Source organism: Blautia coccoides (genome assembly GCF_034355335.1).
GTDB lineage: Bacteria > Bacillota > Clostridia > Lachnospirales > Lachnospiraceae > Blautia > Blautia producta.
This window is the reverse complement of record NZ_CP136422.1, coordinates 4,170,882-4,183,885: the sequence shown is the minus strand read 5'-3', so window position 1 is coordinate 4,183,885 and position 13,004 is coordinate 4,170,882. Positions and strand designations below refer to the sequence as shown.

The following is a 13,004-nucleotide window of genomic DNA, read 5'->3' as shown; positions in this document are numbered from 1 at the left end:
GTGCGCATATAGAGATGGCAAATCCTTCAAACCAGCCAGGGCAGTAGATGTGCAGACTTGCCTGAAGGGTTACGTCAATTTCACTAAGTTGCTCAGGCTGTTTTTGGCGATTATTTACGAAATCCCTCCGTTATGGTAGAATTATTGCGTAATTGTATTGACAGAAAAAGAAAAAAGAATATAATGAACTTATCACTTGTCCTACAAGTTGAGGCGAAGGGAAGATTTATGAAAATAAAACGTGTCAATGTAACCAGCCAGGTAGTGGATTATCTGAAGAAGAATATTGAATCCGGAAACTGGACAGTTGGGGAGAAGATACCGTCTGAGAACCAGATGACAGAGGAACTGGGGGTGAGCCGTTCCAGTATCAGAACAGCACTGCAGTATTTGATCGGGCTTGGTGTCCTGGAAAGTGTACACGGCAAAGGGACTTATCTGATCAACAGCCGTGTGGAGAACTGGGATGAGACAGAGAACAAGATCACATCTGAGGACTGCAGGGATATTGAGAAAGTGCTGGAATTCAGAAAAATACTGGAACCGGATGCCTGCAGACTGGCAGTGGAAAAACGTACGCCTGAGATCATCACCGCTCTGGAGACATACCTGGAGCAGATGCAGATGTTCCAGGGAAACCGGGAAAAGTTTGTAAACGCGGACTTAAAGTTCCATGAAGTTATCTGCCGTTCCACGGGCAATACCCTGCTGGAAAAAAGCCTTCACAAGGTTTTTCAGGAGACCAGGCAGAACCATGAGCAGATGAATGAACTGTTTGGCTATGACTCAGGAATCCATTATCATGCACAGATTCTGAAGGCCTTTAAAAATGGCGATGCGGATGCAGCCCATGATATTATGTACGAACATCTGGATGCAGCCATGAAGAAGCTTTGAATCAGACAGTTTTTGAGACTGCCTTCTCACTCTGGTGAGACCAGGCAGTCCTATGGGAAAAGAGACAATGTTTTATATTCTAACTTGTATGATGAGTAACAAGTATAAGGAGGAGAGAGATGTCAGTAAAAATTCAGGACATACGGGTCATATGTACAGCACCGGAGGGTATTAACCTTGTTGTAGTCAGAGTGGAGACAAACCAGCCGGGACTTTATGGTTTGGGTTGCGCCACATTTGCATACCGCCATTTGACAGTAAAGCATCTTATTGAGGAATACTTAAAACCGCTTCTTTTGGGGCGGGATGCTGAGAATATTGAGGAGCTGTGGCAGCTCATGCATCAAAACGGTTACTGGAGAAATGGGCCAATTGAAAATAACGCCATTTCCGGCATTGATATGGCATTATGGGATATCAAAGGAAAGATGGCAAATATGCCGCTGTATCAGCTTTTCGGAGGGAAAGTACGGGAAGGGATTCCGGTATACCGCCATGTGGACGGAAAAGATATCGTGGAAATCTGTGAGAATATCCAGAGATTCCAGGAGATGGGAATCACACACCTGCGCTGCCAGTGCGGCGGATACGGCGGAGCACCTTACGGGCAGACCCCCGGGACGGCACCCAGAGGGGCACATGACGGCATGTATCTGGATTCCAGAAAATATATCCGTGACACTGTAAAGCTATTTGGGGAAATCCGTGACAGGATCGGTTATGACATGGAATTGGTACATGATGTACATGAGCGGGTCGCACCGGTGGAAGCTATCAAACTGGCAAAAGAGCTGGAGCCTTTTGATCTGTTTTTCCTGGAGGACCCGGTTCCCCTGGAGCAGACAAACTGGTTGAGAAATATGCGGGAACAGACCAGCATCCCCATCGCCCAGGGAGAGCTTTTCAACAACCCCAGGGAGTGGAAATCCCTCATAGCAGAACAGCTTATTGATTTTATTCGTGTACATATCAGTCAGATAGGAGGCATTACCCCTGCCAGAAAGCTACAGATTTTTGCGGAACAGTTTGGTGTGCGCACTGCATGGCATGGACCTGGCGATATGTCTCCTCTGGCTCATGCGGCAAACATCCATATTGATCTGGCAGCGCCTAATTTCGGAGTGCAGGAGTGGTCAGGTATTGAGCCTCCTAATTTTGTGATCCAAGATCTGAAAGGACCACATGGCGCTTTGCTGGAAGTATTCAAAGGGCTGCCTGAATTTGACAAAGGGTATGTATATGCCAACGATAAACCTGGGCTTGGTGTGGATATAGATGAGAAAGAAGCAGCAAAATATCCATGTGAGAAGACAATCACCACATGGACGCAGACAAGATTGAGAGACGGTTCTCTGCAGACACCGTAAAGGGAGGGTAACATGAAGGGAAAGAAACTGGCAGCATTGTCTATGGCTGGAGTGTTCATGGCAATGACTGTGGCAGGATGCGGCAAAGACAGCAATATTTATGATGAAGACGGAAATGTGAGTCTGAGAATGGCACAGACATCAGCAGCGGACGGAGCAATCGGTATTTCTATGGAGACTTTTGCCGAGAATGTTAAAGAAAAGTCAGAGGGCAGAATTGAAATATCTGTTTTCCACAATGGACAGCTTGGCTCAGAGAGAGATAATATCGAGGCGTGTGAGCTTGGAAATCTGGATATTGCGGTGGTAAATCAAAGCGTGTTGGCAAATTTTATTCCTGAGATTGCCGCTTTTGACCTGCCCTATGTGATTGAGGGGACGGAGCATGCGGACAAGGTATTCATGGGAGAGATAGGGCAGGATTTTCTTAAAAAACTGGAAAAGGTAGAGCTAAAGGGACTTGGGATCTGGGAATCCGGGTTCCGTAACCTGACAAATTCCAAGAGGGACATCAACAGCGCAGAAGATGTGAAGGGGCTGAGGATCCGTGTTATGGAAAATGAGATCCATCAGAAACTCTGGAAGGCATTGGGGGCGGATCCGGTGCCTATGGCTTGGAGTGAGGCTTACACTGCAATGCAGCAGGGGGCCATTGACGGCCAGGAAAATCCGGCGACGGTTATCGACAAGAATAACGTGGTGGAAGTGAATAAACATATGGCGATCACAGAGCATGTATATTCCACGGTGTACGTTCTGATGGCGCCCAAGACCTGGGAATCACTTACAGAGGAGGACCAAAAGCTGATCTCGGAGTGTATGGAGGAAGCCAATCTGGCAGAGCGTGAGCTGAGCCGGCAGATGGACAAAGAAGCCATTACCACACTGGAGGAACAGGGCATGTCCGTGACTTATCCGGATAAGACAGAGCTGATCAAAGAGACACAGAGTGTCAGAGATACTTACGGTGCGGATTACAAAGAGACCCTTGACAAAATAGCGGCAGCAAAATAGCGGAGGAGAAGGAATATGGAGAAAGCAAAGCAGGCTTTTGGCAGGCTGCAGAGTGCTGTGAATGCATTGACTGCGGTCATACTTGTGGCAATTATGGTGATCATTCTGGTGCAGACCTTTACCAGATATGTTATTTTTTACAGCATACCCTGGTCTGAGGAGGCATCCAGATATCTGTTCGTGGCAATGATTCTGCTGGGTATCAATATTGGTATTTCCCAGAATCTTATGGTCCGCATTGACATTATTGATAACTTTCTGCCATCCGGGGTGAAAAAGGCTTTTGAGATAGGAAGACAGGTTTTAGCATTGGCTATATCCGCTGTGTTTTTTTACAGCACGTTTGGCATGCTCCGCATTGGAGGATACCAGATGAGTCCGGCTATGAGGATTCCCATGAATGTTATGTACGGGATTTTGTGTCTTGGATTCGGACTTGCGGTGATCTCTGTAGTCTTTAAACTGCAAGAAACCATTAAAATAAAAACAACAGAAGAGAAAGGGGGAAATAACTGATGTCAGCTTCCGCGGTAGCTTTGATCGTTGTACTGATCGTTCTCATGCTTCTCGGCCTGCCGATTACCTGGGCCCTGGGGGGAGCATGTATCTGTGCCATATTTTTAGACCCGGCATTATCCTTTGCCATGATCACACAAAAGATTTTTACGGGGTGTGATAATTTTTCCATGCTGGCTCTGCCCGCGTTTTTCCTGGCAGGTGACATTATGTCAAAGGGAGGATTATCCAAAAGGCTGGTGGCCTTTGCGGATTCCTTTGTCGGATGGATCTCAGGAGGTATCTCCCTTGTATCCATAGTGGCATGTACTTTTTTTGCGGCAATTTCCGGCTCCTCTGTGGCGACAACAGCGGCCATCGGCGGACTGATGTATCCGGAAATGGTAAAACGGGGATATCCTAAAGATTATGCGGCAGCCGTACAGGCAATTGGCGGAACACTGGGAATTGTCATTCCGCCGTCCACAGTATTTGTTATTTATGGTAACATTACAGGTGTATCCGTGGCAAAACTGCTGATGGCAGGTGTCCTTCCGGGTATTCTGTGCGGAATCCTTCTCTGCGTATATGCCTTTTATAAAGCAAAAAAATGTGATTTCCCTAAAGAGACAGGATTTTCCTTTAAGAGATTCCTTCTCTCCTTCAAAGATGCAGTCTGGGCTTTGATCATGCCCATCGTGATCCTGGGCGGCATTTACGCAGGTATTTTTACCCCAACGGAATCCGCTGTGGTTGCAGTGTTCTACGGATTTCTGGTATGTATTGCGATTTACAGGGAGATCAGTGGTAAAGATGTCTGGGAGATTCTGAAAGGAACCGCTGTAAGTACCGCAAATCTTATGTTTCTGGTAGTTACGGCACAGATGTTTGGATATCTGATCACATATTATAAGATTCCGGTTGCGGTTACCAACGCATTTATGGCAGTGGCAAGCAATAAATATGTGTTCCTGGCATTGATCATTGTTCTGCTTCTTATCTGCGGTATGTTTCTGGAGGTGGGTGCCACCAATCTGATCCTGGGTCCGATCCTGGCACCCATCGCAGTGGCATTCGGCGTGGATCCAGTACATTTTGGTATGCTGTTCGTATTTTTGCTGGCACTTGGTCAGGCCACACCGCCTTTTGGTACTACCATGTTTGTGGCCTGCGGATTTTCAGAGCAGCCGGTCAGCAAGGTGGCGAAGAATCTGATTCCTTTTGTGGCTGTAGAAGTGGTATGCGCTGTTATTTTTGCCTATGTCCCGGCACTCTCCACATTGCTGCCGAATCTTGTATCCTGACAGATAGTTGATACTGGTGTTCCATCCTGCCGGAAGTCACACTTCCAGCACTGTCTATTTTGTCATCTTCTATGTTGCGGGCGGCCATGGGAGGAAACACTCGGCTTCCTTCCTCCGCCTTGCAGGATGACAAAATATTCAGCATTGGCAGTGTGATCTTAGACCGGATAGGTGATTAGATCATAAGAAGAATAAATGCGCCCGGAACTTTTCCGGGCAGGGGAAATGACCCGGAAAGGAAAGAAAATGAAGAATACGATGAAGGAAGTAGTGGTTGTAAAGCCTCATCATACAGAAGTGCGTGAAGTCCCTGTTCCCGTACCCGGTGATGATGAGGTTCTGATCCAGATGAAGGCAGCAGGTGTATGCGGAAGTGACCATCATATTTATCACGGCGCAAATCCCTGTTCTACATATCCCCGTATTCCCGGCCATGAAAATGCAGGAATTGTTGCGAAAGCAGGGAAAAATGTGACAAATGTAAAAGAGGGGGATCATGTGATCGTGGACCTGATCCACACCTGCGGGGAATGTTATCAGTGTAGGATCGGAAGAAAAAATGTGTGTGAAAAGGTAATGGTCAGAGGATCCGGGATGGACGGCGGCTGGAGGGAATATTTTACAGCGCCCGCTAAGGAAGTTTACAGGATCGACGACAGTGTGTCATGGGAGGATGCTGCACTTGTGGAACCCTATGCGATCGGTGCCCATTGTACTGCCAGAGGACGGGTAGTGTCGGAGGACATCGTTTTGATCCTGGGGGCAGGAACAATCGGGGCGATCATCCTGCAGACCTGTAAGGCAAAGGGATGTAAAACTGTTATCTGCTGTGATATCAGTGACAGCTCTCTGGAACGGGCAAAGGAATACGGTGCGGATCATGTGATCAATACAAAGAAAGAGAACCTGGCTGAAGCTGTACAGAAAATCACCGAAGGACATGGGGTGACCATTGCATTTGATTCGGCCTGCTTCCCCGGCTCTCTTACTATGATCATGCGGCCGGGAATTGTCTGTAATGCAGGACGTGTGGTACCTCTGGGCTTCTGTACGAAACCGGAAGAGATCACACAGGCCATGATCAATCAAAGGGAACTTGACATTATCGGAACAAGAATGTCCTGTTTTAAATTTGAACCAACCATTGAATGTATGGAAAATAAGAAGTTTAATACAGAGGGGATTGCCACTACATTTATAAGCTTCAGCCAGATTGATAAAGTATTTGAGTATATGGACAATCCGGACCCGTCAGTTAAGAAAATGGTGATCATGTTTTAGCTGCTGTATGTAAGTATGGCTTTTTGAAAGGAGGGCAGGATTTTCTATCCTGCGGCATAGATATGAAGGGAAATGAATTATTTAATATCGAAGGAAAAAAGGCGATCGTGACAGGCGGAACAAGAGGTTTGGGATATGGAATGGCAGAAGGCCTTATGGAGGCCGGCTGTGAGGTTGCCATAGTGGGGACATCTGATAAAGTCCATGAAACAGCGGAACAGTTTCGTGAAAGAGGATTTAAATGCCATGGCGTGAAAGCGAATCTGGCCATACGTGAGGAAGTGTACAGTTGTTTTAGGGAATGTGTGGAAAAGCTTGGAAAGGATTTGGATATTCTTGTGACAGCCCATGGCATTCAGAGACGGCACAGTGCAGAGGTCTTCCCAGTGGAAGAGTGGGATGAGGTTCTGAATGTGAATCTGAATTCCGTATTTATCCTGTGTCAGGAGGCAGCCAAAATCATGTTGGAAAAGGGATACGGGAAGATCATCAACATTGCTTCTATGGTATCCTGGTTTGGGGGACAGACTGTTCCTGCCTATACGGCGGCAAAGGGCGGAGTGACGCAGCTTACAAAGGAACTGAGCAACGACTGGATCGCCAGAGGTGTCAATGTAAATGCCATTGCTCCCGGATATATGGCAACAGAGATGAATGCTGCTCTTTTGGACCCGGAAAATCCCAGATATCAGCAGATCACAGACAGGATTCCCGCCAACCGATGGGGAACCTGGGATGATATGAAGGGCACTTGCATATTTCTGGCCTCCCATGCAAGCGATTATCTGGGCGGAGCTATAATACCTGTAGATGGGGGATATCTAGTAAAATAAAGAACAAAAGACTGTGCCTGATCGCGCGCGAGAATTTATGAAACCATGTAATGTGTATCTGGTGTGTTATTGTGTTCCTGTTTGCATGGCGGTTGTTTAACAATGTATTTTCATACAGAGTATATGAAAATCAGTATATGTGAAAGTCAGTATATGTGAAAATCAGAACGCATGAAAATTTCCGGGATTGCCAGCGCGATGCGCAGCAAACGTTCGAGTTAGCCGGCAGCAAAATGCAAACCGTTGTATTTAACATCTATAAAGGGAAGAACTACCATAAAGGGAAGAACCACTATAAAAGGCAGAACTACCATAAAAGGTAGAATAATCATAAAGAGTAGAATTACCATAAAGGACAGAAATGTGCATAGTGAAGTGTGCTGCTGATCAAAGCGTGAACAATAACAAACAGTCACGTTTTAGCAGCAATATATTGAAAAGCGGCTTGTTTTAATTGCGGATAAGAGATACAATATATTGTGATAAGCGATATATAATTCATTAGAATGTGTCTAAAAATTCATTCCTGTAGTCTGCACACTGCACTTGGCGGTATATTCTCCCTTCATTGGGGTGACGTGGCCCGCCGTGCCCCCTTTATGATAGAATGAATCTCCCGTAAACTGTGGCGAACATTTTGCAGAAAGTGACATACAACACATTCTAGCGCATCAGGAGGTGAAAGACATGGCAGTTTTAGATGGATGCGAAAGCAAATACAGAACCCCAATACCGGAGGACAGGACATGTCCGAAATGCGGTGAAGAAGTGGAAGTTTTTACGGTAAGAGGCAGAGTGATCGAGGAGACTGCTTGTTCCTGCGGATATGTATTTAAAGCGGAAGAAGTGGAACCTTTGAAAACAGAAAAGGAAGAAAAATAGTAAGAGATTTGTGCGAAGTACCTGGAAGCAGCAGATAGGATGTAGCTGCTGCTTCCAGGTATTTTATTGTTTTCAAAAGTAAATATTTTTACCGATAACTGTATAATGAATTCACAGTTATGAACAAATCTATGCAGATTCATTTTGGTGAAAGGATTCTTGCCTGACTGTAGGACATTTTTTCGGACAGCACAGTAAATGGGCTGACTTACTGGAGCGTTACTCTTAGCATTCATTTACAAGATTTTCGAGTGCATGTGTGGAGCATCTCGGTTATTGTTCTTGCGATAAGATGTTCCGATGGGATTATTGTTATGACGTAAGAATTGGAAATGTGACAATTTCAGGCCATTAGTAACTATGGCAAAATTACTTTTTCTGCATATTCTATTATAAGGGCATAAATAATAGGAGACATCTTGTGGAGGACAGCAAGGAAAAGAGTATTTTTCTAAAACAGGAAAATGGGCAGCGTATTGTGTTGACAGCGGAGCAGGAAAAAGATTTCAGCAGACAGTTAAAAAAGGGGATTTGCAGAGAACTTCATGCGGGAAGTCTGCTTACGGATGAGCAGCTTGGTGAGCTTCTGAATGAATTGGATTCATGAAGTATCCGTAAAGCATCTGCGAATCGTGCGTGTAGCATCCAGGATTATCTGTGCGTAATAGAGAGAGGACCGCGGCAGCTATGTATGGGCGTGGGCAGGCGAAAACTGGACTTATATAGGTTGGAGGCTTTTTAGGTGGGAAATAGAGTAAGGGCAGCTGCATATGGGAGAGTATCTACAGAGAAAGAAGACCAGGCAAACTCCCTTAACAGCCAGCGGAATTACTTTACCGAATACATCCATCAGCATGAAGGATGGGAATTGACGGGTATTTATTATGATGAGGGCATCAGCGGAACACAGACTGCAAACCGAAAAGGGTTCAATCGGATGATCCGGGATGCCATGGCAGGGAAAATAGATTTGATCCTCACAAAAGAAGTGTCTAGGTTTGCCAGAAACACTGTGGATACACTCTCTTATATAAGAAAACTGAAGGCAAAAGGCGTTCGGGTTATTTTTACTATAGACAATATTGATACAATGGACGGGGACGGCGAACTGCGTCTGTCCATTATGGCAACGCTTGCCCAGGATGAAAGCAGAAAGATTTCCGAACGTGTGAAATGGGGACAGAAACGCAGGATGGAGCAGGGAGTGGTATTCGGGAGAGACCTGCTTGGGTATACAGTGAAGGCCGGCAGACTATATGTAAATGAGGAGGAGGCAGAGGTGGTCAGGGCCATCTTTCATAAGTATACAAATGAGCAGAAGGGTACCTATGTTATTGCCAGGGAACTGATGGAGGAAGGGATACAGCCGAAACGGGGAGATACATGGTCTAATACCATGATCCTTAAGGTGCTGAAAAATGAGAAATATGCCGGCGATTTATGCCAGAAAAAAACAATCACTCCGGATTTCCTTTCCCACAGGAAAAAGAAAAATGAGGGTGAGGAAGAAATGGTATATTTGAAGGAACATCATATATCTATCATTGACAGAGAATTATGGGACAGAACACAGAGAGAGCTGAAAAGGAGATCATTATCTAAAAACAGCAAGTCATTACAAGGCACCCGCTATTGGTGCAGCGGAAAAGTCAAGTGTGGGGAATGCGGAGGAAGTTTTGTGGTCCGCTCAAAAAAACGTGGGGACGGGAGTAATTACAGAACGTGGAGATGCTATAATCACGCAAATCATGGAAAGGTAAAAAAAGAGGGAGAAGGTAACAGACCCTGCTGTGACAACACTGCAGTCAGTGACCTGGCACTGCGATCCTGTGTATGTTATGCTCTAAAACAGGTGAATTTTGACCGAGAAACTGTGATAACAGAAATTCTGCAAAGAATAAAAAGACTGGATCAAAAAGACATATATATGGAAGATATTTCTTTTATTGAAAGAAAAATAGAAGAAATAGAGGGAAAAAAGAAAAAATGTGTTGATCTGGTACTGGAGGGAATGTTAGATACCAAAGAATTGGCAGAACAGAAAAATTGGTATGACGGACAGAAGGAAAAGCTGGAAAAAAGGCTTTTAAAAGCGAAAAAGGAGAAAGCCGCAGAGGAGGAAAGGAAATCTTGTTTTGAGAACTATAAGGAGTCAGTTGATAGAATATTGAATTTTCATGGAGCAGAAGATGCTCTTTTCAGGGAATTAATCGATAAAATAGTGGTTTATCAGGGACAGATGGTATGTGTGTGGATAAAATATGTTCCGTTTGGAATAAAGATGCGGATTCACAGCAGTGGGAAACGGGATAATTATAATACAGAAATATTGGAAGCAGCTATTGTGGAAGACGGTCCGGAGGATATCTTAGAGATTCTTTAGTTGAGATGGAATAGCACTGCAAAAAGGGCAGTTCTGTGAACAGCAATACGCTTCGCCATGCATAGAGGCGGAGTATTCTGCTCCAAACTGCGCCGGCTGCCTCGGGATTTTCATGCGCAAGCATATAAAAAGCATAACAAATCTCGTGGAACAGTGGCTGTGAATAATAACAATAAGTTACTTCTTTCCATCAGAATGTGGTTACTATGTGGCATACTTAACCTGGCGTAGTACGATGGGGAGATATGGGGGCAATAGCAAGAACGATGTACCTATATCATTCAGGGTACCCATGGCGATGCGATTCGGCATGGCGAACCGCTGTGACAGATAACGCATAGAAGCGGCAATTTCTCCATCTGGTCCACCATACTGACTCATAATAAACAAAGCAGCCTTGGCATTCGGAGTCTTAATATTTATCGGATACTGTAATCTCTTCTCATAATTCCACATATTCTAGCACACTCCTCTCTATTCCCAAGGCCACGGCTGCATTACCCAATCCCATGAGTTGCTGCAGTCATCATCAGCAGTTGCAATGGTAAGCGGGCCATAGTACATGGCGTATTCTTTCAGCGCTTCTTCGCGGATGCGGATTTTATCGCACATAAATTCCATAGCGGACTTGTCATCCGGGTGAGTGTCAAGGTAGAGATTCATATCGTTGACGGCGAAGCTGACTTCATTGATCAGCTGCATTAACTGGGATTTGCTGCGTCTGCATTCCTTCATCGACATCCACCTCTCTTTCCACAGAATGGCTTGCAAAGTTCAGGGAAGATGGTTCCCATCTGCAGCGCTTTGCAAAGTTCAAAGGTAGTTTTGAATTTTTGCATGGGTACATATGCCATAGTAAGCGGCAGCTTGTCGGCATGTTCATAGATTGAGGTGTTGTCTACCATATCACAATTACAGTTACAGCCACAGGGTGTACGGCGGCAGTTATCGCGGGCCGGCATTTCTCTATTCGGCGGATAGTACGGACGGACGCCCTGATAATTCATTCGACATTTTTCCATATCTGTTTATCCTTTTAATTTACTTATACAGTAATATCTTATGAAGGACTGCATAAAATGTTAAATATTCTTTACGCTGAAGCGCTAAAATGATATAATAATAAAAACGGGCCGATGTGGGTCAGTACCCGGCGGCAGGCATGTCAGGACAAAAGTGATATATGGTCCGGGATGCCGTTTTAGAGTAAAATGGATGGAAAGGAATTTACAGCAATGGAGAATTATTATCAGCCGGAAGTCGAATGTGCCTCAAGAGAGCAGATTCGTGAATGGCAGGACGAACGTCTGACAAAACAGGTAAAGCACGTATATGACAACGTGCCCTATTACAGAGCAAAAATGGAGGAAGTGGGCCTTGTACCCGAGGATATCAAGTCTATGGATGACCTGCATAAGCTTCCATTCCTGACAAAAGAAGATCTGCGTGAAGCGTATCCCTATGGATTGCTGGCAGTCCCTCTTTCTGACTGTGTGCGTATCCAGTCAACCAGCGGCACGACGGGCAGAAGAGTGGTGGCATTCTATACTCAGCATGATATAGATTTGTGGGATGACTGTTGTGCCAGAGCAATCATGGCAGCAGGCGGAACAAAAGATGATGTAGTACATGTATGCTATGGTTATGGATTGTTTACAGGAGGGCCTGGTCTGAACGGCGGTTCCCATAAGGTAGGATCTCTGACACTTCCTATGTCCTCCGGTAATACGGACAGACAGATACAGTTCATGTGTGACCTTGGTTCCACGATCCTCTGCTGTACCCCATCTTATGCGGCTTATCTGGCGGAGACAATCTGTGAGAGAGGGCTTAGAGACAAGATCAAGCTGAAAGCAGGTATATTTGGAGCAGAGGCATGGAGTGAGGAAATGCGCCGTGATGTGGAGGACAAGCTTGGAATCCGTGCGTATGATATCTATGGACTCACTGAGATTTCCGGCCCGGGTGTATCCTTTGAATGCAGCGCACAGGGCGGGATGCATATTAATGAGGACCATTTTATTGCTGAGATCATTGATCCGGTCACAGGTGAAGTTCTTCCGGACGGAGAGAAGGGCGAGCTGGTATTTACCAGCATCACAAAAGAAGCATTCCCTCTTCTGCGTTACAGAACCAGGGATATCTGTGTACTGAACCGTGAAAAATGTTCCTGCGGAAGAACTCATGTGCGCATGTCGAAGCCCATGGGCAGAAGTGATGATATGCTCATCGTCAAAGGAGTCAATGTATTCCCGAGCCAGATTGAAACGGTACTCCTCAACAAGGGTTATCCGGCTAACTACCAGATCATCGTAAGCCGTGAAAAGAACAGCGACAAGCTGGAAGTTCAGGTGGAGATGACTCCGGAAATGTTCTCTGACTCTATCCGGGAGATTGAAGTAAGAGAGCGTGAGCTGATCGAGGCACTGAAGTCCATGCTGGGTATCTATGCAGTTGTAAAACTGGTTGCGCCTAAGACCATCGCCCGAAGCGAAGGCAAGGCGAAACGTGTAATTGATAACCGTAATCTTTACTAGAAAAAGGGGGG

General features: G+C 45.5%; 14 protein-coding genes. 11 read left to right on the top strand and 3 right to left on the bottom strand.

Going from position 1 to position 13,004, the window contains the following annotated elements; translation table 11 throughout:
* Window positions 1–228: 228 nt before the first annotated feature.
* From BLCOC_RS18840 to BLCOC_RS18795, 10 genes are all read left to right on the top strand, one after another.
* On the top strand, window positions 229–897 hold the full coding sequence (locus tag BLCOC_RS18840; protein ID WP_018596589.1) for a FadR/GntR family transcriptional regulator: 669 nt from the start codon (window positions 229–231) through the stop codon (window positions 895–897).
* 119 nt (window positions 898–1,016) lie between these two features.
* On the top strand, window positions 1,017–2,264 hold the full coding sequence (locus BLCOC_RS18835) for an enolase C-terminal domain-like protein (RefSeq protein WP_115623036.1): 1,248 nt from the start codon (window positions 1,017–1,019) through the stop codon (window positions 2,262–2,264).
* Window positions 2,265–2,276: 12 nt separating this feature from the next.
* Window positions 2,277–3,278, top strand: coding sequence for a TRAP transporter substrate-binding protein (locus BLCOC_RS18830; protein ID WP_115623035.1), 1,002 nt, complete (start codon window positions 2,277–2,279; stop codon window positions 3,276–3,278).
* 15 nt (window positions 3,279–3,293) lie between these two features.
* Window positions 3,294–3,794, top strand: a complete 501-nt coding sequence (locus tag BLCOC_RS18825) for a TRAP transporter small permease (protein ID WP_018596586.1) — start codon at window positions 3,294–3,296, stop codon at window positions 3,792–3,794.
* Window positions 3,794–5,077: a TRAP transporter large permease gene (locus BLCOC_RS18820; RefSeq protein WP_115623034.1), complete on the top strand. Its 1,284-nt coding sequence runs from the start codon at window positions 3,794–3,796 to the stop codon at window positions 5,075–5,077. The genes BLCOC_RS18825 and BLCOC_RS18820 overlap by 1 nt, the downstream gene beginning before the upstream one ends.
* 246 nt (window positions 5,078–5,323) lie before the next feature.
* A complete protein-coding gene (locus BLCOC_RS18815; RefSeq protein ID WP_115625444.1) occupies window positions 5,324–6,358 on the top strand; it encodes an alcohol dehydrogenase catalytic domain-containing protein in 1,035 nt (344 codons plus the stop codon).
* Between the two features lie 62 nt (window positions 6,359–6,420).
* Window positions 6,421–7,191: an SDR family oxidoreductase gene (locus tag BLCOC_RS18810; protein WP_115623033.1), complete on the top strand. Its 771-nt coding sequence runs from the start codon at window positions 6,421–6,423 to the stop codon at window positions 7,189–7,191.
* Window positions 7,192–7,878: 687 nt separating this feature from the next.
* Window positions 7,879–8,073 carry a hypothetical protein gene (locus tag BLCOC_RS18805; RefSeq protein WP_018596582.1) on the top strand — a complete coding sequence of 65 codons (195 nt, stop codon included), beginning with the start codon at window positions 7,879–7,881 and terminating at the stop codon, window positions 8,071–8,073.
* Window positions 8,074–8,494: 421 nt separating this feature from the next.
* On the top strand, window positions 8,495–8,680 hold the full coding sequence (locus tag BLCOC_RS18800) for a hypothetical protein (RefSeq protein ID WP_018596581.1): 186 nt from the start codon (window positions 8,495–8,497) through the stop codon (window positions 8,678–8,680).
* Window positions 8,681–8,815: 135 nt separating this feature from the next.
* The gene (locus tag BLCOC_RS18795; protein ID WP_115623032.1) at window positions 8,816–10,456 is read left to right on the top strand and encodes a recombinase family protein; all 1,641 of its coding nucleotides are present in this window, start codon (window positions 8,816–8,818) and stop codon (window positions 10,454–10,456) included.
* Window positions 10,457–10,660: 204 nt separating this feature from the next.
* Here the strand turns inward: BLCOC_RS18795 and BLCOC_RS18790 are convergent, their stop codons facing one another.
* From BLCOC_RS18790 to BLCOC_RS18780, 3 genes are read right to left on the bottom strand one after another with little or no spacing between them, the layout of a single operon-like run.
* The gene (locus BLCOC_RS18790) at window positions 10,661–10,912 is read right to left on the bottom strand and encodes a manganese catalase family protein (protein WP_018596579.1); all 252 of its coding nucleotides are present in this window, start codon (window positions 10,910–10,912) and stop codon (window positions 10,661–10,663) included.
* 18 nt (window positions 10,913–10,930) lie between these two features.
* Window positions 10,931–11,191 (bottom strand): spore coat protein CotJB, encoded by a 261-nt coding sequence (locus BLCOC_RS18785; protein ID WP_018596578.1) that lies wholly within the window; start codon window positions 11,189–11,191, stop codon window positions 10,931–10,933.
* Window positions 11,188–11,478, bottom strand: a complete 291-nt coding sequence (locus BLCOC_RS18780) for a spore coat associated protein CotJA (protein ID WP_085967096.1) — start codon at window positions 11,476–11,478, stop codon at window positions 11,188–11,190. Before BLCOC_RS18780 ends, BLCOC_RS18785 begins: the two co-directional genes overlap by 4 nt.
* Window positions 11,479–11,691: 213 nt before the next feature.
* Between BLCOC_RS18780 and BLCOC_RS18775 the strand changes: the two genes are divergently transcribed.
* The gene (locus BLCOC_RS18775; RefSeq protein ID WP_026255602.1) at window positions 11,692–12,993 is read left to right on the top strand and encodes a phenylacetate--CoA ligase family protein; all 1,302 of its coding nucleotides are present in this window, start codon (window positions 11,692–11,694) and stop codon (window positions 12,991–12,993) included.
* The last annotated feature ends 11 nt before the right edge of the window (window positions 12,994–13,004 follow it).